Source organism: Promicromonospora citrea, from assembly GCF_013004695.1.
GTDB lineage: Bacteria > Actinomycetota > Actinomycetes > Actinomycetales > Cellulomonadaceae > Promicromonospora > Promicromonospora citrea.
Genome location: NZ_JABEMG010000057.1, coordinates 1 through 22132 on the forward strand (window position 1 = coordinate 1; position 22132 = coordinate 22132).

23 protein-coding genes are annotated in these 22132 nt (G+C 74.4%); 13 read left to right on the forward strand and 10 right to left on the reverse strand.

Annotation, left to right across the window (positions count from 1 at the left end):
• A partial coding sequence (locus HLB15_RS12380) for a hypothetical protein (RefSeq protein ID WP_376699403.1) occupies positions 1 to 610 on the forward strand: 610 nt, incomplete at its 5' end.
• A 145-nt stretch (positions 611 to 755) separates the two neighbouring features.
• The gene (locus tag HLB15_RS12385; RefSeq protein ID WP_171106078.1) at positions 756 to 1817 is read left to right on the forward strand and encodes a S8 family peptidase; all 1062 of its coding nucleotides are present in this window, start codon (positions 756 to 758) and stop codon (positions 1815 to 1817) included.
• A gap of 100 nt (positions 1818 to 1917) precedes the next feature.
• Here HLB15_RS12385 and HLB15_RS12390 read toward each other — a convergent pair whose 3' ends face one another.
• The 4 genes from HLB15_RS12390 to HLB15_RS12405 form a co-directional block, all read right to left on the reverse strand.
• A complete protein-coding gene (locus HLB15_RS12390; protein ID WP_171106079.1) occupies positions 1918 to 2607 on the reverse strand; it encodes a C40 family peptidase in 690 nt (229 codons plus the stop codon).
• Positions 2608 to 2952: 345 nt separating this feature from the next.
• Positions 2953 to 3429, reverse strand: coding sequence for an SRPBCC family protein (locus HLB15_RS12395; RefSeq protein ID WP_171106080.1), 477 nt, complete (start codon positions 3427 to 3429; stop codon positions 2953 to 2955).
• Between the two features lie 56 nt (positions 3430 to 3485).
• A complete protein-coding gene (locus HLB15_RS12400) occupies positions 3486 to 4622 on the reverse strand; it encodes a PASTA domain-containing protein (protein ID WP_171106081.1) in 1137 nt (378 codons plus the stop codon).
• Entirely contained in the window at positions 4619 to 5218 is a 600-nt protein-coding gene (locus tag HLB15_RS12405; protein ID WP_229784912.1) for a SigE family RNA polymerase sigma factor, read from the reverse strand. The genes HLB15_RS12400 and HLB15_RS12405 overlap by 4 nt, the downstream gene beginning before the upstream one ends.
• Before the next feature lie 72 nt (positions 5219 to 5290).
• Between HLB15_RS12405 and HLB15_RS12410 the strand changes: the two genes are divergently transcribed.
• The 3 genes from HLB15_RS12410 to HLB15_RS12420 all read left to right on the forward strand — a co-directional run bounded on the left by HLB15_RS12410 (position 5291) and on the right by HLB15_RS12420 (position 8263).
• Positions 5291 to 6400, forward strand: a complete 1110-nt coding sequence (locus HLB15_RS12410; RefSeq protein ID WP_171106082.1) for a DNA glycosylase AlkZ-like family protein — start codon at positions 5291 to 5293, stop codon at positions 6398 to 6400.
• Positions 6401 to 6471: 71 nt separating this feature from the next.
• Positions 6472 to 6981, forward strand: a complete 510-nt coding sequence (locus tag HLB15_RS12415; protein ID WP_171106083.1) for a GNAT family N-acetyltransferase — start codon at positions 6472 to 6474, stop codon at positions 6979 to 6981.
• A gap of 88 nt (positions 6982 to 7069) precedes the next feature.
• The gene (locus tag HLB15_RS12420; protein ID WP_171106084.1) at positions 7070 to 8263 is read left to right on the forward strand and encodes a cytochrome P450 family protein; all 1194 of its coding nucleotides are present in this window, start codon (positions 7070 to 7072) and stop codon (positions 8261 to 8263) included.
• A gap of 81 nt (positions 8264 to 8344) precedes the next feature.
• Here HLB15_RS12420 and HLB15_RS12425 read toward each other — a convergent pair whose 3' ends face one another.
• Positions 8345 to 9628, reverse strand: coding sequence for a cytochrome P450 family protein (locus HLB15_RS12425; protein ID WP_171106085.1), 1284 nt, complete (start codon positions 9626 to 9628; stop codon positions 8345 to 8347).
• A gap of 98 nt (positions 9629 to 9726) precedes the next feature.
• On the opposite strand from HLB15_RS12425, the gene HLB15_RS12430 reads away from it, so the two are divergent.
• A complete protein-coding gene (locus tag HLB15_RS12430; protein ID WP_171106086.1) occupies positions 9727 to 9984 on the forward strand; it encodes a hypothetical protein in 258 nt (85 codons plus the stop codon).
• A 93-nt stretch (positions 9985 to 10077) separates the two neighbouring features.
• Here the strand turns inward: HLB15_RS12430 and HLB15_RS12435 are convergent, their stop codons facing one another.
• From HLB15_RS12435 to HLB15_RS12445, 3 genes are all read right to left on the reverse strand, one after another.
• Positions 10078 to 10584: an FBP domain-containing protein gene (locus tag HLB15_RS12435; RefSeq protein ID WP_171106087.1), complete on the reverse strand. Its 507-nt coding sequence runs from the start codon at positions 10582 to 10584 to the stop codon at positions 10078 to 10080.
• Positions 10585 to 11004: 420 nt separating this feature from the next.
• Positions 11005 to 11376: a DUF3817 domain-containing protein gene (locus tag HLB15_RS12440; protein WP_171106088.1), complete on the reverse strand. Its 372-nt coding sequence runs from the start codon at positions 11374 to 11376 to the stop codon at positions 11005 to 11007.
• A gap of 54 nt (positions 11377 to 11430) precedes the next feature.
• Positions 11431 to 11928 carry a nitroreductase family deazaflavin-dependent oxidoreductase gene (locus tag HLB15_RS12445; RefSeq protein WP_171106089.1) on the reverse strand — a complete coding sequence of 166 codons (498 nt, stop codon included), beginning with the start codon at positions 11926 to 11928 and terminating at the stop codon, positions 11431 to 11433.
• 135 nt (positions 11929 to 12063) lie between these two features.
• Between HLB15_RS12445 and HLB15_RS12450 the strand changes: the two genes are divergently transcribed.
• From HLB15_RS12450 to HLB15_RS12470, 5 genes are all read left to right on the forward strand, one after another.
• Positions 12064 to 15045: a glycoside hydrolase family 2 TIM barrel-domain containing protein gene (locus HLB15_RS12450; RefSeq protein ID WP_171106090.1), complete on the forward strand. Its 2982-nt coding sequence runs from the start codon at positions 12064 to 12066 to the stop codon at positions 15043 to 15045.
• 101 nt (positions 15046 to 15146) lie between these two features.
• The gene (locus HLB15_RS12455) at positions 15147 to 16262 is read left to right on the forward strand and encodes a mannonate dehydratase (protein ID WP_212759811.1); all 1116 of its coding nucleotides are present in this window, start codon (positions 15147 to 15149) and stop codon (positions 16260 to 16262) included.
• A gap of 81 nt (positions 16263 to 16343) precedes the next feature.
• Complete coding sequence (locus HLB15_RS12460) at positions 16344 to 16952, forward strand: DinB family protein (RefSeq protein WP_171106092.1); 609 nt, start codon at positions 16344 to 16346, stop codon at positions 16950 to 16952.
• Positions 16949 to 17533, forward strand: coding sequence for a GNAT family N-acetyltransferase (locus HLB15_RS12465; protein ID WP_171106093.1), 585 nt, complete (start codon positions 16949 to 16951; stop codon positions 17531 to 17533). Before HLB15_RS12460 ends, HLB15_RS12465 begins: the two co-directional genes overlap by 4 nt.
• A gap of 44 nt (positions 17534 to 17577) precedes the next feature.
• Positions 17578 to 18678, forward strand: coding sequence for an RDD family protein (locus HLB15_RS12470; protein ID WP_171106094.1), 1101 nt, complete (start codon positions 17578 to 17580; stop codon positions 18676 to 18678).
• Between the two features lie 32 nt (positions 18679 to 18710).
• Here the strand turns inward: HLB15_RS12470 and HLB15_RS12475 are convergent, their stop codons facing one another.
• Complete coding sequence (locus HLB15_RS12475; RefSeq protein ID WP_171106095.1) at positions 18711 to 19796, reverse strand: alkene reductase; 1086 nt, start codon at positions 19794 to 19796, stop codon at positions 18711 to 18713.
• Between the two features lie 100 nt (positions 19797 to 19896).
• Here HLB15_RS12475 and HLB15_RS24550 point away from each other — a divergent pair, with 100 nt between their 5' ends.
• The gene (locus HLB15_RS24550; protein ID WP_212759808.1) at positions 19897 to 20334 is read left to right on the forward strand and encodes a MarR family winged helix-turn-helix transcriptional regulator; all 438 of its coding nucleotides are present in this window, start codon (positions 19897 to 19899) and stop codon (positions 20332 to 20334) included.
• A gap of 80 nt (positions 20335 to 20414) precedes the next feature.
• Positions 20415 to 21224 carry a DUF1206 domain-containing protein gene (locus HLB15_RS12485; RefSeq protein WP_171106096.1) on the forward strand — a complete coding sequence of 270 codons (810 nt, stop codon included), beginning with the start codon at positions 20415 to 20417 and terminating at the stop codon, positions 21222 to 21224.
• On the opposite strand, the gene HLB15_RS12490 is transcribed toward HLB15_RS12485, so the two are convergent.
• Positions 21188 to 22108, reverse strand: a complete 921-nt coding sequence (locus HLB15_RS12490; protein WP_171106097.1) for a fructosamine kinase family protein — start codon at positions 22106 to 22108, stop codon at positions 21188 to 21190. The two genes, HLB15_RS12485 and HLB15_RS12490, sit on opposite strands and share 37 nt — an antisense overlap.
• Positions 22109 to 22132: the final 24 nt, after the last annotated feature.

The window sequence follows — 22132 nt, forward strand, 5'->3', positions numbered from 1 at the left end:
CACGCTGCTCGCCATGGCGGGCGCCGGCGGCGCCACGTGGTGGCTGGCGGCGCGCGGCGGGCTGCCGCACGAGGGGGCGCCCGTGTGGATGCTCGTCGTGACGGGTGTCGCAGGTCTGGCCGGCCTCGGCCTCGGGCTCCTCGCCGGGCTGGGCCCGGCGCCGCTGCGTGGTGTCGCGCTCGCGCTGCCGGTGGTGCTCCTCGACGGGTGGCTCTGGGGCTTCGTGCCCGGGCATCCCGTGACGCCGCACAGCACGTGGTGGATCTTCGCGGTCGGGCTCGGGGTCGCGCTGGGCCTCGCGGTGGACAGCAGGCCCATCGAGCTGCTCGGCTGGCTGCCCACCGCCGGCGCCGTCTGGGTCATGCAGGCCACCGGTGCCGCGCTCGTGGCCGTCCAGGAGAACCTCTGGCCGGGCTCGCCGCTCACCGAGCAGCCGCTCGGGGCGGTCCGCGTCGTGTGGGGCGAGATCGCGCCCGCCGCGATCACGCCCGAGGGCCACCAGCTCGGTGCGTGGGTGGTGGCCCTGCTGCTCGGGGCGGCCGTGGCGGCGCTCCGGCTGTCCCGCGAGGCGGCGGACGAGGAGGGCGAGCTGTCCGAGGCCTGGGCCTGACGTCCCGGCACGGAGCGCCCGCACTCATTGCGATGGGGTAAATTTCACCCGCCTTCGCTCGGCCCCCTGGTCGCGCACGTCCGTTAGCCCTAGGTTTGCCCCAGTTCGGGGGCAATCAGCCCTCGTGCGAGCAATGGGGGCATACATGACAAGGAAGTCACTCGTCGGCGTCGCCACCTCCGCGGCGCTCGCCGTGGCAGCGCTGATCGCCGTGGCACCGGGTGCGCAGGCCGCGGCTGCCGATCCCCTCCGGGACAAGCAGTGGGGCCTGGACCAGATCAACGCGGAGGCCGCCTGGGGCGTCACCACCGGCACGGGCGCGGTGGTGGCAGTGGTCGACACGGGAGTCGACCTGAAGCAGCCCGACCTCGCGGGCAGGCTCCTGCCGGGCGCCACGTTCACCGGCTGCGCGGGCACCCGCCCGTGCGGCAACGGGGACTTCAGGGGCCCGGACGGGACGAACGACGGGGACGAGCACGGTACGCACGTCGCCGGCATCGTCGCGGCCGTGGCGAACAACGGCATCGGCGTGGCGGGTGTGGCGCCGGGGGCCAAGATCCTGCCGGTCAAGGTGCTCGAGGGCGGTTCGGGCTCGTCGCAGGACATCGCCGACGGGATCCGGTGGGCGGCCGACCACGGCGCCGACGTCATCAACCTCTCGCTGGGCACGGCGCCCGGCGGGCAGCTGCTGACGATCCTCGGCGTCGACACCCTGATGCGCGACGCGATCACGTACGCACGGGAGAAGGGCGCGCTCACGGTCGCGGCGGCGGGCAACTCGTCGACGCCGCTGTGCAGCGACCCCGCGTTCACGAGCGCCGCGATCTGCGTGGGTGCGACCGACTCGGCGCGCGTGCACTCCTTCTACTCCGAGCTGCCGGTCAAGCTCGACCTGAAGAGCGTCTCGGCGCCCGGCGGCTCCGGCGGGCTGACGGGCTGCGACGGCGACGTGTGGTCCACGGTGCCCGTCGGCACGGGCTCCGACGTCTGCGGCGGGGGCAGCTACGACTCCTACGCGGGCACGTCCATGGCGACACCGCACGTGGCGGGCGTCGCGGCCCTGCTGTACAGCCAGGGCCGGTCCGTCACGGAGGTGGAGGACGCGATCCTGTCCACCTCCCGCGACCCGCTGCTGGGCCTCGTGGGGGTGTGGACGCCGCTGTACGGCTACGGCATCGTCGACGCGGCGGCCGCGGTCGCGTACTGAGGTAGCGGCGCGGGCCGGGGGATCGGCCGGACAGGCCGGGGCGGGAGGAGCTCGCCCCGGCCTGTCCGACGTCCTGGCGGCGGGCCAGGTCGGTGGCGGATCAGTAGGGGCGGATGTAGACCGCGTAGTCCTGCCACTGGGCGGTGTGGCGCACCGGGGTGCCGTAGTTGGCCGCCTCGACGACCATCCCGTCGCCCGCGTAGAGCGAGACGTGGCCCTGCGTCCACACGATGTCGCCCGGGATGGGCGAGGAGACCTGGTAGCCCGCCGAGACCATGGAGGCCGACGAGTGCGGCAGGTCGACCCCGAGCTGGGCGTAGACGTACTTGACGAGGCCCGAGCAGTCGAAGCCCGTCGCGGGCGACTCGCCGCCGTACGTGTAGGCGATGCCGATGTACTGCATCGCGATGGCGACGGCCCGCGCACCGATCGACCCGTCGGACGCGTAGTCCGGGGTGACCTGCTCGGCCGGCTGGACCACGGCCTCGGCCTGGGCGGGGGCCGTGGCCTCGACCACGGGCTCCGGCTCCGGCTCTGGTTCCGGGGCCGGCGTGACCTTGACGACGTCGGTCTCGATCTCGAGCGTCGCGTCGCTGGCGACCTGCACGGCTGGTGCCGTCGCCACCTCACGGGCCTGCTGCTGCGTCAGCGTCGCCTTGTCGACGCCTGCCAGACGGTGGGAACCGTCTCCCGTGACGGCGTGTGCGCTGGGTGCGAGAGCCGTCGCGAGAAGTCCGGACGATGCCGCGATCAGCGCGCCCGAGCGGGCGGCGGTACGGGTCACGGTCATCAGAGGAGTGCTAGGAGCGTGAACGGCGCGGTGTCGCCCGCGTCGGACGGTGGTACTCACCGAAGTTCTCCAAGTCGCCGGTGTCGCAGGCCCGTACCTGACGGGGGAATGGGGCCCGCGGTCGCGCCTCCGGTGGCGCAACGGATCCGACGCTACATACGGGTCACGGCCTTGTCTCGATCAGATAACGTTTGTTGTGAAGTATCGGCGTGCTCAAATACCGCGTAACTTTTCGACCGCGGTCAAGGTGCAGCGCACCGCCTCTTTCTGCACGGAATTCGGCCTTTTTTGCGCGGCAAAGAAGTCCTCGGGAAAGGGTGTGACACGCCGGCGCGTCGTGGCGTGTCAGGCCTCGGGCGGCGCCGTCCGGCGTCCCGCGGCACGCTCCGCCGCGGCCACGAGGCCGGCGAGCTCCGTGTCCACCAGCTCGCGGACGCGAGGTCCGAGCGCCAGGTTGGTCAGCCCGGCCAGCATGCCGCTCTGGGCGACGACGAGCGTGACGTCGCAGGCCTCCCCGCCGTCGGACCCGGCGCCCGGCTGCGGTGTCACGAGGTGTGCCGCCCCGGTGCGCACGCCCGGCGAGCTGCTCGACCACGAGAAGCTCCGGCCGTCGGTGAGGCCGTCCACCTCCCACGTCGCGCGCGGGAGCCCGGGCTGCTCGATCTCGACCCGGGTGCCGACGGCCAGCCCGTCGCCGTCGACGATCGACACGCGCGTCATGGACCGCGTCCAGCCCGGCATGCCCTCCACGTCGGACAGGAGGCGCCAGACGACGTCGGCAGGGGCGTCGACACGGGCTGCGGTGCGATAGGCGTGGGCCACGGCCCCAGGCTACGGGCTCGGGCGGAGCCCGTGTGCCGGGGCCGTGGCGGACGGGCTCAGGGACCCGTCGAGACGTGCAGCGTGACGACCGAACCCCGGTCGACGAGCGCGCCGGCCGCCGGCTCGGTGGCGACGACCGCACCGGGCGGCACGGTGTCGGACGGGACGTCGACCGCGAGGCAGGTGAGCTCCTCGCGTGCACAGGCGACCGCTGCGTCGTCCACGGTCCCCGCGACCAGGTCGGGCACGGTGGGGACGGCGTCGGCGACCGCCTCGGGCAGCTGCGCGAGCTCGTTCGTCAGGTAGACGTCGACGGAGTGCATCTTGCCGATGGCCGACTCCAGCTGGAGCGGGCGGTTGCCCGCCTCGTCGTAGACCAGGGTCGTCGTCCGGTCGAAGAGCACGTACGTCGCCGCGGTGCCCTCGCGGCCCTCCGAGTCCTCGACCCCGGCCGTCACCTCCACCCGGGGCGAGCTCGTGAGCAGCTCCCACGCCGCCGCGCGGACGTCCGGCGGTGCCGGCGTGTCCGTGAGCAGCCGGCCGGCGGCCAGCAGCGCCGCGTCCTGCGCCACGCCGGTGCTCTCGTACGTGCCGACCAGCGCGTCGTGGAGAGCGGCGGGCTCGGTCGGCAGCGCGGCGACCTCCGCCCAGGTCAGGCTGATCGGCTGCTCGCCCTCCATCCCCAGGTAGGGGCCGAGGTTCGCGGGGACGGGTCCGGAGGCGGTGTGCTCGAAGCTCACGCCGTCGCCGTACCAGCGCTCGATGCGCAGCGGCGTGTCCGGGCCGTCCTCGCCCTCCTTTCCCCCGGACGCCCGGACGACCACGTGGAGGTAGCTCGCGTCCCGCCAGTCCGCGGGAGGCACGACGGCGCCGTCGACCGGGTTGCCCGGCTCGTCGACGAGCCGGTCACCCTCGGGGGACGTCGCGGGCGGGCCGCTCGGCGTCGGCGACGGCGAGCTCACCACCACGGTGGCCGCACCACCCGGCAGCGCGGTGTCCCGGGGCGTGAGACCCGTGGCCGCCCAGGTGCCGCCTCCCGCCGCGAGCGCGACCGCCAGGGTGAGACCGCCGGCCCGGGCGACGCGTCGTCGCCGGGCGGCCGGGACCACCCGCGTCACGTCGACGGCGATGGTCGGGGCGACACGCGTGACCTGGTCCCGCAGGTCCGCGGCGAACTGCTCGTCGGGGCTCATGACCCGCTCCTCTCGTCCGTGGTGGTGTCGGGGGCCTGCAGGACGCCGCGCAGTCGGGCCAGTCCGCGGGACGCCGTCGACTTGACGGTGCCCAGCGACACTCCCAGCGTGTCGGCGACCTCCTGCGCCGGCAGACCCTCGAGGTGCCGCAGCACGACGATCCGCCGCTGCCGGGCGGGAAGCGTGAGCAGGGCCCGCACGAGGCGGTCCCGCTCCGCGTGCCGCTCGGCGGCGCTGGGCCCGCCCTCGACGACGTCGGGCAGCGCGTCGGGCGCCACGAGGAGCTCGCGCCGCCGCCGTCTCCAGCCGTCGATCCGCAGGTTGGCCAGGACGCGGCGGGCGTAGGCCAGCGGCTCCCCCTGCCGTGCCCGCGGCCAGGCCAGGTAGGTCTTGATCAGGGCCTGCTGGACCAGCTCTTCCGCCTGGTGGGCGTCACCGCACAGCAACCAGGCGGTCCGGGCGAGCGCCGGCGCCGACCGGGCCATGAAGGCGGCGAACTCGGCCTCCTTCTCCGCCGGTGCGCCCGCACCGACCACCACGTCGACCGCGTCGACCCTGTCGGGGCTCGAGCGCCCCGCGACCATCGGCATGCTCATGACTCCTTCACGGACGAGGGCGCCGAAAGGTTGAGCGGGTGGCGTGTCGGTGTCGTTCCGTATCCTCGCGGCATGGCCCCTCACCGGCTCACCGTCCAGCAGGCGCGGCGCATCCTGCTGCGCGCCCAGCTGCTCGAGGCGCACCGGCCGGTCGACCTCGTGCACCTCGTGGAGGACCTCACCTACCTCGCGGTCGACCCGACCTCGGCCGTGGCCCCCGCGGTGGACCTCGTCGCGTGGTCACGGCTCGGCGGGTCGTGCTGGCCCGGCGCGGTGGACGACGCGATCGCCGACCGCATGCTGTTCCAGCTCCGCGGCACGGTGCGGTCGATGGACGACCTGCCGCTGTACCTCGAGGAGATGTCCCGCTGGCCGCGGAACGAGACGATGCGCACGTGGCTCGACGACAACGCCGCGTTCCAGGAGGAGGTGCTCGCGCTCGTCGAGGCCGAGGGTCCCGTGCTCGCCAAGGACGTACCCGACACCGCCCGGGTGCCCTACACGTGGGGTGCCGAGGGGTGGAGCAGCAGGCGCAGCGTCGCCGAGATGCTCGAGGCGCTCAACATGCAGGGCCGCCTCGCGATCACGGGCCGCAAGGGCAGGCAGCGCCTGTGGGACCTCGCCGAGCGCGTGTACCCGCGCGTCGACCCGGTGCCTCTCGACCAGGCGGTGCGTGAGCGTCTCGACCGTCGCCTCGCCGCCGAGGGCGTCACGCGGCCGCGCGTGCAGGGCCGCTCCGGCGACGGCGCGTGGTGGGTGGACCTGCCGGGCGAGCCCGTGGTCGTGGAGGGCGTCGACGGCGAGTGGCGCGCTGACCCCGAGCTGCTGGAGCGCGCGGACGAGCCGTTCGAGCCCCGCACGGCCCTGCTGTCCCCGTTCGACGCGACCGCTGCCGACCGAGCCCGTCTGCTCGACCTGTTCGACTACGAGTACGTGCTCGAGATGTACAAGCCGAAGGCCGCGCGGCGGTGGGGGTACTTCGCGCTGCCGGTCCTGCACGGCGAGCGGTTCGTCGGCAAGCTCGACGCGAAGGCCGACCGGAAGCGCGGGGTGCTCGACGTCTTCGCGGTGCACGAGGACCTGCCGTTCGACGGCGCGACCATGGACGCCGTGCACGCGGAGATCGAGGCGCTCGCGGCCTGGCTGGGCCTCGACCGCGTGGACTACGCCCGGGACGCGTGAACCGCCTGCAACCAGGTGATTGAAACTTTCACCACTCTGAACCACTACGACATGCGGCTATCATCCGCGACGTGACATCGCAGCTGATGATCGACCTGCTCCCCGTCGACGACGACGTGCTCGAGCGGCTGCTCGCCGTGGCCGTCGCGGACGCCCTGCCGGGCGAGGCTCTGCCGGCCGAGGCGCCCGCAGCCACCGGGCCCGTCTGGACCGAGCCGCGCAAGGAGGCGTTCCGCGCCTACCACCGCGGGTGCCGGGTGTCGCTCGAGGCGCCCGTGCCCGAGGTGACCTGGGCGGTCGCGGCCGACGGGCGGATCGCGGGCGCTGCCCGCCTCGCCCTGGTCGACGACGACCCGGCGGCGCGTGAGGTGGGGCTCTGGCTCGGCCGGTCGCACCGCGGCAGGGGCATCGCGGGAGAGGTCGCCTACTGGGCGATGGCGGCGGCCCGCACGATGGACGCCCGCCGGCTCGTCGCCGGCGCGTCCCCGGACGACGCCGCGGCTCGTCGCGCGCTGGAGCGGATCGGGTTCGAGCTCGAGCACCGCGACGGCGCGCTGGTCGGCACCCTCACGCTGCCCTGATCGCGCCCGACTCCTCGATCGGACATGGACAAAGCGGGCATCTCGGCAAAGACTGTGCCCCGTCGGTCCGTCGTCGTGAGGAGAGCTCGTGGAAACCCTGGTGCTGGATGCTGCCGGCAGGGCGCCGCTGGAAGAGGTCGAGCGCCTGCGCGCCCGGGGCCCGGTGACCCGCGTCGGGCTGCCAGGAGGCGTCGAGGCCTGGGCGGTCACCGACCTCGCGCTGCTGCGCCCCCTGCTCGTCGACCCGCGGGTCTCCAAGGACTCCCACCAGCACTGGACCGCGCTCGTGAACGGCGAGATCACGCGCGAGTGGCCCCTGTTCACCTGGGTCACGAGCAAGTCCATGTTCAACTCCTACGGGGCCGAGCACCGGCGCCTGCGCAAGGTCGCCGCGCGCGCCTTCACCGCGCGCCGGACGCGGGCGATGCAGCCGAAGATCGAGGCGGCGACAGCGGGCGCGCTCGACCGCCTGGCCGCCGCGGGCGCCCACGGCGCCGTCGTGGACCTGCGCGAGGAGTTCGCCTACCCGATCCCGATCGAGGTCATCTGTGACCTGCTCGGCGTGCCCGACGCGCAGCGGACCGACATGCGGCGGTACGCCGACGTCCTCATGGACACGAGCGCGACCGCCGAGGACGCGCTGGCGACCCAGCTCGCGCTGCGCACCCTGATCATCCAGCTCGTCGAGGCCAAGCGGGAGGAGCCCGGCGAGGACCTGACCAGCGTGCTCGCGGCCGAGCTGCCCGTCACCGAGGCGGCGGGCACCGCCCAGCTCGGCCTCATCGCGGGTCACGAGACCACCGTGAACCTGCTGGCCTCGGCCGTGCGCCTGCTGCTCACGCACCCGGACGTGCTCGCGGCGGCCCGCGCGGGCGAGGTCACCTGGGAGGCGGTGGTCGACGAGACGCTGCGCGTGGCCCCGCCGGTCGTCTACATCCCGCTGCGGTTCGCCGTCGAGGACCTCGAGCTCGGCGGCGTGCCCATCGCCCAGGGCGACCCGATCATCGCGGTGTTCGGCGCCCCGGGCCGCGACCCCGGGCTGCACGAGCGGCCTGCCGTCTTCGACCCCGCACGCGCCGACCGCACCCACATCGCGTTCGGTGCGGGCGCCCACCACTGCCCCGGCGAGCCGCTCGCCCGCCTCGAGGCCGAGATCGCGCTGCCCGCCCTGTTCGAGCGGTTCCCGGGACTCCGGCTCGCCGACCCCGACGCCGACCTCGGCGAGGTACCCGGCTTCGTCGCGAACGGACCGGCCCGTCTGCCCGCACTGCTCGGGGACTGAGCGGGGGGACACGGCGGGAGCCGGGCGGTGTCGTCGGGCCGGCTCCTGGGGCGCCCGACTCCCGTCGCACCCAGGTCCCGTTCAGTCGGTCTCGGTGCCGCTCATCGTCGCCCGCCGGTAGGTCACCGGCATGCGCGCGGGGTGCCGCACCCACGGGGACGGCGCCCAGGGCAGTCCCTCGTCGGGCACGTGCAGCGTGACGTCCATGTTCCGCAGCAGCTCGTCGACCGCCACGCCCGCGATCAGCCGTGCCTGGCGCGGAGCCGGGCACCGGTGCAGCCCGGTTCCCCAGGAGAGGTGCGCGCGGTTGTCCACCTCGTCCCACGGGTCGTCGGAGTGCACGGCCGGGTCGGCGTTCGCCGCCGCGATCGACAGCACCAGGGCGTCCCCCTGGCGGATCAGCCGCCCGCCCAGCTCGACGTCGTTGCGCGCGAACCGCAGCGCGGGGGACTGCGCGATGGGCGACTCCCGCCAGAGCACCTCGTCGAGCGCGCCGTCGAGCGTGATGCGCCCGCCCGCCACGCGCGCGGCGAGCGTCCGGTCGGACAGCACGAGGTGCACGGTCTGGGTGATCCACGCCGTGAGGAAGATGGCCGCCGCGTGCATGGGCACGACGGCGCTCGCGGCGATCTCGCCGTCGTGCGCGAAGTTCGGGTGCACCGCCATGTGCGCGACGAGATCCTTGCCGCCGTGGGCCCGGCGCCGCGTGATGTGCTCGAGGATCGTCCCGGCCACGCGCGCCTGCGCCGCGGCCACCTCGTCCCCGTCCCCGACGACGACGGTCGCCGAGTCGGTCATCAGGCGGCCGCCCGTCTCGAGGTCGAAGCCGAGCAGCGTCGTCATCGCGAGGAACCCGGCGGGCTGGCAGTACGCGCGCACGAGGTCGGTGGAACCCGACTCGCCCATCCGGTCGATGATCCGGGCGCACATGTCGCGGGTCTGCTCGCGGACGCGCCGTTCGTCGAGGGCGGCCAGCGCGTCGTCCAGCGGTTCGCGCAGGCGGCGCCGTTCCTCGCCGTCGTGGTGGAACGAGGCCGGGCGTGGTTCCGCGGGCGCGAACGTCGAGATCGCCGTGCCCGGCGGCAGCAGGTCCTCCTGGTTCCAGCGCCACGTGCGCGGGTCCTTGGCGAACTGGGCCTCCGAGCGCATGACGTGGCAGTTCTCCTGGTGCCCGAGCACCAGCCAGCCGGGTACGACGGCGTCGCCGACGCTCTCGATCTCGACCGGCGCGACCGGGCCCCACTGCGCGTGCAGCGCGGCGTACGCGGCCTCCTGGTCGGGGCTGCTCGTCAGCTCGGTGAGGGAGACGAGCCCCGTGAGGTCGTCGAGCGCGACCGATTCGTCCCGAATTATCCGCTGAGGCATGACCGCATCCGACCACATCCACCCCGTGCACGGGAAGACTTCCGGATTTCCTGACCCGAAGTGCTGTGACATCGGGTCGCGTCGCGCGTGTGAAGGGCATGACGCAGACGACGCAGACCGTGACCCCGGCCCGGTCCTCCGGCCTGGCCTCGAACCCGGCGGAGTGGGCGGCCCACCGCCGGGCCGTCGTGTACTCGGTGCACCGCCTCTTCCCCGGCGTCGACGCCGAGCAGGCCGCGACCGAGGGCCTCGGGGAGCTGTGCCGCCAGATCGTGGTGCACGGCGCCGTCGACCGGCCCGCCGTGGCGTGGTGCGAGGCGGCGGTCGCCGCGGCCGCCCGGCTGCGTGCCGCATGAGCCGCCGCTGGTGCGTCCCCGCACCCGCCCTCCGGCCGCACCCGCGCCTGTCGGACGCACAGGCCTCCGGGGCCTGTGCGCCCGACGCGAGGGTCAGCGCGTGCTGCCGACCTCTGCCACGAACCGCGCGGCGCGTTCGCGCAGACCGGCGATGCGGCGGTCGGTGATCAGCTCACGCATCTCCGGGTCGTTGCCCGCCTCGGTGAACGTGGGCGTGCGCCGCACGTTGCGCGAGCAGACGAACTCGGTGCAGATCAGCGTGCCGATCGTGTTGCCGTTGCGGCCCTTGGCACCTGCCCGCCGCGCGACGTACAGGGAGACCTCGTCGGTCACCACGACGTCCTCGCACCAGGCGCACACGCCCTTGGAGCGGGCGCGTCCCGTCTTGGCGTCGGAGGATCGCAGCAGCACCCCGGTCGGGGTCCCGTCGAGCTCGAGCACGACGTACGAGGACAGCGGCGCCTTGCGGTCGTGCCAGCCCAGGTAGTCGAGCTGCTCCCAGTCGATCTCGGACAGGTCGGGAAGGGTGGCCTGTGCGGCCTCGCGCTTGCTCGCGTTCACGAAGGACGCGCGGATCTGCTTCTCGGTCAGGGGATTCATGAGGTATCGGCTTCCGGTCGTTCGGAGGCCGCCACCGGCGCTCGCCGTCGGCACGCACGTGCACGACGGCGCCACGGTCACCTCGGCGCGGAGGCCACCGGGCCGGCAGGCGGCAGGGCAGGGGGCGACGCCGCGCCCGCCCTCCGACGTCCGGCCGCAGCACGCGCGAGGGCGTGCCGTGCGGTGAGGTCAGAGAGCTGCGACGCGGGGACGGGTGCTGACCGAGCAGGCCTGGACGGCCGCCTCGCATCCCGCGGTGAAGACCCGCATCTCTCGCTCCTGTGTCCGGTGGGGACGGCCGGGCTGAACGCCGCGCGGCCGTCGTCTCGATGCTATGCCACCCCCGCCGCGCGAGCCACGTGCTTTTCGGCACACCCCGTCGAGGTAGTCACCTGGCGAGGTAGTCAGCTGGCGAGGTAGTCAGCTGGCGAGCTCGCTGCGCACCGCGGGATCAGTGGTCGCGTCCGCTGCGATCCGGTCCTCCGGGGCGGCGAGGTGACCCGAGCGCTCCAACCACCGCTCGGCGAGCACCGTGGTGAGCGGCGGCACGGACGACGCGAGGGCCACGAGCGTCCGGAACCAGCCCCAGCGCAGCCGGGTCCCCACGACCAGGGTCACCACGACGAAGAGCACGAACGCCCCTCCGTGGAGCCGGCCGAACAGCCACACCCCCGCGTCGGTCGTGCCGGTGACGTGCTTGAGGATCATCCCGACCAGCAGGCCGGCCCAGGTGAACGCCTCGATCCAGGCGACGACGGCGAACAGGCGGCCCAGGCGGGACGTCGAGGGCATGCGGGTTCCTTCCTCCAGGAGCGGGTGCGCGCCCAGTCTGCCCGACCCGCGCCCTCAGCCGGTGCCGGGCTCCCGGCGCTCCAGCCGGAACAGCCGCACGGTGCGCCCGGACGACCGCTCGTAGCCGCGGTACCCCGGCCACTGCCGCTCGATGCGTTCCCACACCGCGTCGCGCTCGTCGTCGCCGACCAGGGTCGCGCGGACCGGGATCTGCCTGCCGCCGAGGCTGACGGTCGCGTCCGGGTGCGCCAGCAGGTTGTACGTCCAGGCGGGGTGGCGCTCCTGCGCGAACGCCGAGCCCGCGACGATCGCGCGGCCCCGGCCCTCCGGCGTGTACATGAGGTAGGTCGACCGGCGTCGGCCGGACCGGGCGCCGGTCGTGTGCAGCACGAGTGACGGCACGAGCAGCGCGCTGACCTGCAGACGCCCGCCCGAGAGACGGGCCAGCGCCCGCTCGGCGGGTGGGAGCACCACGGGGCCCACCCGGCGGAAGGCGCGCGTCCGTGTGACGGGGGCGACCGCCGAGCGGACGGTGTGCAGCAGGCGGGCCATGTCCCCATGGTGCGACCGGGCGGCCCTGCCCGCCTGTGGAAAGCGCCTTCAACGATGAACGGGATCCGTGTAGCGTCGCGACGGGCGCCCGCGCCCGACCCCCACCGACCCCCACCGACGCCGCCTGGAGGAGTCATGACCCTTGCCCACGAGACCGTCGCCCCGCCGGACGGCGTCGTCCCGCCGCGGTTCCGGCCTCCGGCCGGCTCGGGCGACGCGGCCGTGCTGTCGCTCGACGGCGAGTGGCGGTTCCGGCTCTTCCCCGAGGCGGAGACCGGCGTCGACCCGGCCGACCCGGGGGCCGGCTGGGACCGGCTCGCCGTGCCGGGGCACTGGCAGCTCGCCGGCGCGCCGCACGCGTGGCCGTACGGCACGCCCGCGTACACGAACGTCGTCTTCCCGTTCCCGGTCGACGCCCCGCACGTGCCGCACGAGAACCCGACGGGCGAGTACCGCACCACGCTGCGGCTGCCCGCCGACTGGCCGGCCGGCGGCCGCACGCTGCTCCGGTTCGAGGGCGTGGACTCCTGGTTCCAGGTCGCGGTCGACGGCGAGGTGCTCGCGACGTCGCACGGCTCGCGCCTGCCCACCGAGGTGGACGTCACCGCGCACCTGCGGCCCGGCGAGGAGCACCTGCTGGCGGTCCGCGTGACGCAGTGGTCGGCCTTCTCGTACGTCGAGGACCAGGACCAGTGGTGGCTGTCCGGCATCTTCCGCAGCGTGTCGCTCGAGCACCGGCCCGAGGGCGGACTGGACGACGTCCGCGTGCACGCGGCCTACGACCACACCACCGGCACGGGCACGCTGCGCGTCGACGCGGCCGCCGTCGGGGGCGCGGCCGGCGCCGTGGCGGCGCGGGTCGCGGTGCCGGAGCTCGGCCTGGACGGCGCCGCGGGCGAGGAGCTCACGGCCGCGGTCGAGCCGTGGAGCGCCGAGCGGCCGCGGCTGTACGACGTCGTGGTGTCGACAGCGACCGAGACCGTGACCCTCGCCGTCGGGTTCCGCACGGTGTCGGTCGAGGACGGCGTGTTCCTGGTCAACGGCCGCCCGGTGACGCTGCGCGGCGTGAACCGGCACGAGTTCGACCCGCTGCGCGGACGCTCGCTGACCCCGGAGCGGATGCTGGAGGACGTGCTGCTCATGAAGCGGCACCACGTCAACGCCGTGCGCACGAGCCACTACCCGCCGCACCCTCACTTCCTCGACCTGTGCGACCGGTACGGCCTGTACGTGGTCGACGAGAACGACCTGGAGACGCACGGGTTCGAGGTCGACGGCTGGGTGGGCAACCCGACGGACGACCCGGCCTGGACCGACGTGCTCGTGGACCGCGTGACGCGGATGGTGCGCCGCGACGCCCACCACCCGAGCGTGGTCCTGTGGTCGCTCGGCAACGAGGCGGGCAGGGGGCGCAACGTCGCCGCGATGGCGCAGGCCGTGCGCGACCTCGACCCGACGCGGCCGATCCACTACGAGGGCGACTGGTCGAGCGAGCACGTGGACGTGTACTCGCGGATGTACGCGCCGACCGAGGAGGTCGCGCTCATCGGTCAGGGCGTCGAGCCCCCGTTCGAGCGTGCCGACGCCGACGGCCGCCGCCGCACGCTGCCGTTCGTGCTGTGCGAGTACGCGCACGCGATGGGCAACGGGCCGGGCGGGCTGTCGGACTACGACGCGCTCTTCGACCGGTACCCGCGCCTCATGGGCGGGTTCGTCTGGGAGTGGATCGACCACGGCCTCACGCGCACGGACGACGACGGCGTCGAGTACGCGGCGTACGGCGGCGACTTCGGCGAGGCGCTGCACGACGGCACGTTCATCGCCGACGGCCTGCTGCTGCCCGACCGCACGCCCTCGCCCGGCCTGACCGAGCTGGCGGCGGTGTACGCGCCGGTGCGGATCGACCCGCGCGACGACGGCTCGCTGCTGGTGCGCAACCGGTACGCCTTCCGCGACAGCGGCCACGCCGAGCTGCGCTGGACGCTGCACCGCGGCACCGAGGAGCTCGCGGCCGGCACGCTCGACCTGGTGCTGGAGCCCGGCACCGAGGCGGTCGTGCGTCCGCCGGCGGACCTGCCGCTGCCGGAGCCCGGGACCGAGCCCGTGTGGTGGACGGTGCGCGCCGTGCTCACGGAGCCGGACGCGCTGGACGAGCCGTGGGCGGCACCGGGCCTCGAGCTCGGCGCCGGGCAGCTCCTCGTGGTGGACCGTGCGCCGCTCGCCGCGCCGTCGGGCCGCGTGACGACGACGGACGACGGCGGGTTCCGCGCCGGGCCGGCGCTGCTGGGACCGCGCGGCGAGCTGCGGACGCTCGCCGGACGGGCGGTGCACACGTTCCGGGTGGACGCCTGGCGCGCCGCCACCGACAACGACCGGAAGCCGGCCCGGTGGCAGGAGCAGGCCGACGCCGAGACGTGGTACCGGGCCGGTCTGACCCTGCTCGGCGAGCGGGTCGAGGCGGCGGAGGCCGGCGACGACGGGGCGCTGCGGGTCACCTCGCGCGTGTCGGGGCCGGCGGTCCGTACCGGGTTCGACGTCCGCACCCGGTGGCAGCCGGTCGGCGACGGGGCCGACGCCGTCGACCTCGTCGTCGACGCGCGGCCCGTGGGCCCGGCGCCGCGCAGCGTGGCGCGGCTGGGGCTCCTGCTGGCGCTCGAGGAGCCGCGGGCGGCCGACGCGCGCGTCCGCTGGGCGGGCCTCGGGCCGGAGGAGTCGTACGCCGACTCGGCGCGCGCGGCGCTCGGCGGCGCGTGGGAGCACCCGGTCGCGGACTGGCAGACCCGGTACACGCACCCGCAGGAGAACGGCGCGCGTCGCGGTGTCACCCGCGCCGAGCTCACGTTCGCCGACGGTTCCGGGCTGCGGATCGAGGCCGGCCAGGTCGAGGTGGCCGGGCGGCCGCGGCAGGGGTTCGAGCTGTCCCTGCGCCCGTGGTCCGACCGCGCGCTCGACCAGGCGGGCCACCCGCACGAGCTGGTGCCGGACGGGCGGCTGTGGCTCCATCTCGATGCGGCGCAGCACGGCGTCGGCAGCGCGGCGTGCGGGCCGGGCGTCCTGCCGGACGCGTGGCTGCACGCGGCCCCGTTCCGGCTGCGGGTGCGTCTCACGGCGGTCTGACGCCGTCCGCTCCTCGGGCGTCGTGCCCGCCCCGGGCGCCGGGGTGGGCATGATGTATACAAGAGCGAGCCGGACGACGACGACAGGAGATCGCTGTGAAGATGGGCTTCCGCTGGTACGGCGAGGGCAACGACACCGTCACCCTCGACCACGTGCGCCAGATCCCCGGCGTCGAGACCATCGTGTGGAGCCTGCACCACAAGCAGGCGGGCGAGGTCTGGGAGCAGGAGGAGATCGACGCGGAGGTCGCGCGGATCACCGGCCTCTCCGACGAGGCGCGTGCTCGTGGCGTCACGCGCACCTTCGACGCCGAGGTGGTCGAGTCCGTCAACGTGCACGAGTCGATCAAGCTCGGCCGTACGGTGCTCGGGCTGAGCCGCGACGAGGCGATCGAGAACTACGTGACGACGATCCGCCGGCTGGGCCGGGCGGGCGTCAAGGTCGTCTGCTACAACTTCATGCCCGTCTTCGACTGGCTGCGCACCGACCTGTGGCACCCGCTGCCCGACGGCTCGACCGCGCTGTTCTACGAGAAGGCGGTGGTGGACAGGATGTCGCCCGAGAGCCTCATCGCCGACATGGAGGCCAACACCCACGGGCTCACGCTGCCGGGCTGGGAACCCGAGCGGCTGGCGAGCTTCCGGGAGCTCGACGCGGCCTACGAGGGCGTGACCCACGACGACATGTACGCGAGCTACCGCTACTTCCTCGACGCCGTGGTGCCTGCCGCCGAGGAGGCGGGCGTGAAGCTCGCGGTGCACCCCGACGACCCGCCGTTCGACGTCTTCGGCTGGCCGCGCGTGGTCTCGAGCAAGGAGGGCATCGCGCGCGTGCTCGACCTCCACCCGAGCCCGCACCACGGCCTCACGCTGTGCCTGGGCAGCTTCTCCGCCAACCCGGCGCACGACGCCGTCGACGCGGTGCGCACCTTCATGGACCGCATCCACTTCACGCACGTGCGCAACATCAAGCACTTCGAGAACGGCGACTTCACCGAGGTGGGCCACCGGGCCCAGGAGGGCAGCGTCGACACCACGGGCATCATGAAGGCGTACGCCGAGGCCGACTACCAGGGCTACGTGCGCCCGGACCACGGCCGTCACCTGTGGGACGAGAACACGACGAACAAGCCCCGCCCGGGCTACGGGCTGTACGACCGCGCGCTCGGCGTCCAGTACCTGCTCGGGGCGTGGGACGCGTTCCGCTACGAGAAGTGAGCCGGCGCCCTCGCGCCCGGCAACGCGCGAGGGCCCGAATTCCCGTGGCGGCCGGAGTGTGACCGGGGCCACTCTGAGCCCATGGAGCCACGTGAACGGGCCGAGGAGCCCGAGACCACCCGCTGGACGAGCGCGACCGTCTTCCCCGACATGTGGACGGACCCCGACGACGACCCCCGCGAGACGGACACGACGCCCACCGACGAGCGCGGCATGCTGCTCGACTACCTGCGGTACTACCGGCTCACCCTGGAGATGAAGTGCGCGGGGCTCGACGCCGAGCAGCTCGCACGCCGCTCCGCCCCGCCGTCCACGATGTCGCTGCTGGGCCTGGTCCGGCACCTCACGGACGGCGAACGCCACCTGCGCCGTGTCCTCGCCGGCGAGGACGCCCCGCCGCTGTACCGCACCGAGGAGGACAGGGACGGGGCCTTCAGCGGCGCCGTGGCCGACCCCGCCGTCGTGGAGGACGCGTGGCGGCGATGGCACGCCGAGATGGACGCGACCGACCGGTACCTCGACGGCGTCACCGACCTCGGGTCGTGGAACACGGGCGTCTCGGACCTCGGCCCCGAGGGCGACGACCTGCAGGTCCGCGACGGCATCCTGTCGCAGGTCGTGGAGTACGCGCGGCACTGCGGGCACGCCGACCTGCTGCGCGAGCGCGTCGACGGCCGGGTGGGGCAGTGATCACGGTCGTCCCCGCGAACGAGGTGTCGTGGGAGGACCTGCAGACCGTGCTCGGGGAGCGCGGGGCGCCCGAGTGGTGCCAGTGCCAGTGGTTCAAGGCACCGAGCGCCGAGTTCGACGCGCTCGACGGCGCCGAGCGGCGCCGGAGGTTCGGCGAGCAGACGGCGTGCGGGACGCCGGGTGCGCCGTCGACCAGCGGGCTCGTGGCCTTCCTCGACGGAGAGCCTGCGGGGTGGTGCGCGGTGGAGCCCCGTACGGCGTACCCGCGGCTGCGCACCTCGCGGCTGGTCTGGGCGGGCCGTGCCGAGGATCCGGAGGACGCGTCGGTCTGGGCCGTGACCTGCTTCGTCACGCGTCAGGGGTTCCGGCGGCGGGGCATCGGGACGGCGCTGGCCCGCGCCGCCGTCGAGCATGCCCGCACCCGCGGCGCGACGGCGGTCGAGGGCTACCCGCTGCTGCCGCGGACGGACCGGGCACCGGGGCCCGGCGAGCTCTTCGTCGGGACGGTGGGGATGTTCGAGGCCGCGGGCTTCGTCGAGGTCGGCCGCCCGACGCCGCGCCGCGCCGTGATGCGGGCCTGACGACCTTCCTGGCCGACGACGCCCCGCACTGAGATGATCCGGGCATGGGGACGGGTGCGGGGGTCGAGGCAGGAGCGGGTACGGCGGACGTCGTCGTCGACGACGGGCATGTCGGCAGCGGGCAGGTGGAGGACGCGGCCGGGCCGCGCTACGCGACCTGGCCCCTGCGGGTCGTCGCGGCGCTCGCCGACAACGCGATCCTGGCGGGGGTCGCGTGGCTGGCGCTCGGCTCGCCCGATCACCCGTCGACGACGTTCGTCTTCGGCGGCCCGAACCGTGGCGTGCCGCTGGACGACCCGCGGTCCCTCGTCCCGGCCGCGGCCCTCGTGCTCCTGCTGGTGCTGCAGGGGCTGACCGGCTGGACGCCCGCCAAGCTGCTCGTCGGGATCCGGGTCCTGGACGCACGGACGTCCCGGCCCGCGGGGGTGCCGCGCACTCTCGCCCGCACCGTGCTGCATCTGGTCGACGCCATCTTTCTCATCGGGTACCTCCGGCCGCTGTGGCACGAGCGCCGCCAGACGTTCGCCGACTCGCTCGTGGGCACCGTGGTGGTGTTCGACGACCCGGTGCTGCCCCGTCGTCCGCGGCTCGTGCTCTACGCGGCCGCCGTGACGGTGGTCGTTCTGGGCCTGGGGTACGGGTGCGTGCCGATCAGCGGCTCGAGGTCGACCGCGCTGGAGTACGTCGCGTCCTGCGAGGTGCGGGGCGTCGGCCCTGCACTCGCGGTCGGGACGGTGTCGGTGGGCGGCACGGTGTCGAGCGAGCGGGACCAGCGTCTGTGGACCGTGCGCGAGACCAGGGTGCTCCACCCCGGCGCCCACCTCACGTGGACGAGCGACCCGTCGGCACGGGAGGTCGACTACCGGGTCGAGGTCGAGGCCGGCTCGGAGGGCGAGCCGCGCGCCGTCGCGGCCTCGTGGTCCGTCGGGACGGGCGACGCCACCGAGAGCGCCGGCGAGGTCGACCACTGGCGGCGCCCCGCCCCGGACGGTGACCTGCACGAGGTGCGGGGCGAGGTGGTCGAAGGCCTCCCGCTCGGCGACGGCGCGCCGGTCCGGGTCACCGTCCGGCTCCTCGCCGACGGCGAGGAGGTCGCAGCCTGCGTGGCGACGCCGGACGACGTCGCCGCCGCCACGGCAGGCTGACGACGGTTCGGTGCAGGCTCGGCGTGGTGCGCTCAGGCGTGCTGGAGTTCGTGCGTGGGGTAGTCGACGTAGCCGGTGCGGTCTCCGCCGTAGGCCTTGCTCAGGTCCGGTTCGGCCGGTGCGACGCCCGCCGCCAGCCGGTCCACCAGGTCGGGGTTGGCGATGAACAGGCGGCCGAACGAGACGGCGTCGGCGGCGCCCTCGGCCACCAGGCGGAGACGGTCCGGGTGGGTGGCCAGGTCGGGGTCGGCGGGGTTGAGGATCAGCACGCCGGACCAGGTCGCGCGGATCTCGGGCGTCAGGCCGGGGTCGCCCGCCTCGACGAGGTGCAGGTAGGCGAGGCCGAGGGTGTCGAGCTCGCGGACCAGGAGGGAGTAGGTCGTGCGGTGGTCGTCCTCGACGGTGTCGCCCAGGCCGTTCGCGGGCGAGAGCCGGATGCCGGTCCGGTCCGCGCCGATCTCGGCGGCGACGGCCCGGGTCACCTCCACCGCGAACCGGATCCGGTTGCGCGGGGAACCGCCCCACTCGTCGGTGCGCCGGTTGGCGTTGGTCGAGAGGAACTGGTGCAGCAGGTAGCCGTTGGCGCCGTGGACCTCGACGCCGTCGAAGCCGGCGTCGACGGCGCGCCGCGCGGCGGCGGCGAAGTCGGCGATCGTGCGCCGGATCTCCTCGGCCGTGAGCTCGTCCGGGACGACGAGGTCCTGCGGACCGTCCGGCGTGTGGACGTGCCCGGCGGCCTGGACCGCCGACGGCGCGACGGGGGTGAGCGGACCGTGGCCGAGGGCCTCGGGGATGGCCGGGTGGCCGATCCGGCCGGTGTGCATCACCTGGGCGACGATCGTGCCGCCCGCGGCGTGCACGGCATCGGTGACCCGACGCCACGCCGCGACCTGGTCGTCGGTGTGCAGCCCTGGGGTGTCGACGTACCCCTGGCCGATCGCGGAGGGCTGGATGCCCTCGGTGACGACGAGGCCGGCCCCCGCTCGCTGGGAGTAGTAGGTCGCCATGTCGTCGGTGGGCACGGTCCCGTAGGCCCGGTTGCGTGTCATCGGCGCCATCACGACCCGGTTGCGCAGGGTGAGGCGGCCGGCGGTGACGGGTTCGAACGCGGTGGTCATATCAGCTCTCCTGGAGGGGACGTCGGATAGTTGGCCGAACAACGAACTGCGCGGGGCTATTCCTTGGCCGGCCAACTTTCTCCGTCGGTACGCTGATCCGGTGAGCGTCTCCTCGGTCGGCCCCCTGAGCCACGCGGTCTTCCGCGTCGCCCGTCTGCACAAGGCCCTGGCCGGCCGCCTCCTGCGGGAGACCGGGCTGCACCCTGGTCAGGAGCTCGTCCTGATGGCGCTGTGGACCGACGGCCCGCAGCGCCAGGGCGACCTCGCGGAGGCCATCGAGTGGGACGCGCCGACCATGGCGCGCAGTCTCGCCCGCCTGGAGCGCAGCGGTCTGGTGCGCCGGACCCCCTCGCCGGACGATCGCCGCGTCGTGATCGTCGAGGCCACGGAGATGAGCCGCGCGCTCGAGCCCGGGGTGGTCGCCGCCTGGTCGGAGCTCGAGCGCCGCACCGTCGGGTCGCTGACGGACGCGCAGCAGGCGGACGTCCTGGCCGCGCTGGCACGCCTCGAGGAGACGTTGCTCGGCTCCGAGCGCTGAGCCGGCGTCCCGCTGCGAATTGCGGCGGTATGCGCGAATCTGGAGGTGCCGCGCCCCCAGCGGCCCGACGGAGGAGTGCCATGCCCCAGAACTCACCCACCGGCGCAGCCCGGCGCGCCCAGGACAGCCCGGCCGTGCGTGCGCTGGCCCGGACCGGTTACGCCGCCTCGGGCGTGCTGCACCTGCTGGTCGGGTGGCTCGCCGTCCAGCTCACGCTCGGCCGCTCCTCGGGTCAGGCCGACGAGTCGGGCGCCTTCCGCACCCTTGCCCAGATGCCCGGTGGCACCGTGATCCTCTGGGCGGTGGCGGTGGGGTTCGCCGCGCTCGCGCTGTGGCAGCTCACGACCGCCGTCGTCGGCGCGCCGCGCGTCCGGAGCCAGGGCGCCGCGCGCGCGAAGAGCGTGGCCAAGGCGGTGCTCTACGGCGTGCTCGCGGTCAGCGCCACGCGGTACGCGCAGGGTTCGGGTGGCAGCTCGGGGGGCACGGAGGAGAGCCTCACCGCGCGGGCGCTCGCCCTGCCGGGCGGGCCGCTGCTCGTGGGCGCGGTCGGCCTCGTGATCGTGGGCGTCGGCGTCTACCACGTCGCCAAGGGCGCGCGGAAGACGTTCCTGCGCGACCTGTCGGGCACCGGGGGGCGGACCGTCGGGCGCGCCGTCACGCGGCTCGGTCAGACGGGCTACGTCGCCAAGGGCGTCGCGCTCGGCGTCGTCGGGGGCCTGGTCGTCGCGGCCGCGGTGACCACGGACCCCGAGCGGGCCGGCGGCCTCGACGAGGCGCTGCACACCCTGCGGGACCAGCCGTTCGGCGTCGTGCTGCTGCTCGTCGTCGGGCTGGGGCTCGCCGCGTACGGGGCCTACTCGTTCGCGCGGGCGCGGTACGCGCGGCTCTGAGCCGGCCGCCGCCGGAACGGCGCGACGGTCCGACGCACCAGGTCGGCGGCGCCCCAGTCGTGGTCGAACTGCGCGATCACGGCGAGGTGCTGCCGCAGCTGCAGGATCGGCATGCGCTCGCGCCAGCCGGCGTCGAGCGCGGTGAGCTCCGCGTACAGGCCGAAGAACCGCTCCGCCTCCGGGGGCGGGGCGGTCGTCCACAGGTGCGCGAGGTCGACCTCCGCCCACGTGTAGGAGACCGCGGGGTCGATGAGGGCGGGCCGGCCGTCCGGCGTCGCGAGCACGTTCTGCGTCCACAGATCGCCGTGCGTCAGGCAGGCGGGCCGCACCGGCAGCAGCTCGGGGAGCCGTGCGCAGAGTCGTTCCAGCGCGACCCGGTCCTCCGGAGCGAGCGCTGCCGCGACCCGCGGCTCGTCGAGCCAGCGCAGCAGGCGGTGCCGGGCGAAGAACTGGAAGCCGTCGTCGGTCCACGTGTTGACCTGCCGCCTGCGCCCCAGCCAGTTGTCCCGGTGCCAGCCGTACCGGGGGTGGACCGTACCCGTGTGCAGACGGGCGAGTGCGTGCGCGAGCTGTTCCCAGAAGCTCTCCTCGGCCGGGCGGGGGCGCAGCACGGTGAGCACCAGCACGTCCCGGTCGGCGACCAGCACCTCCGGCGTCGCGACGCCGCCCAGCGTGCGCAGAGCGTCGAGTCCCTCGGCCTCCGCGGCGAACGCGTCCTCGGACGGCGGCTCGGCGAACGCCTTGACGAACACCGTCGTGCCGTCGCCGCGGCGGGCGAACCCTGCCTCCGCGGCGAGACCGCCGGTCGCCGGCTCGACCGAGCGGACGTCGGTGAGGCCCGCCGCGTGCAGACGCGTGAGCAGGAGATCCGTCGACGTGGTCACGGGACGATCCTGCCGCACGCGCGG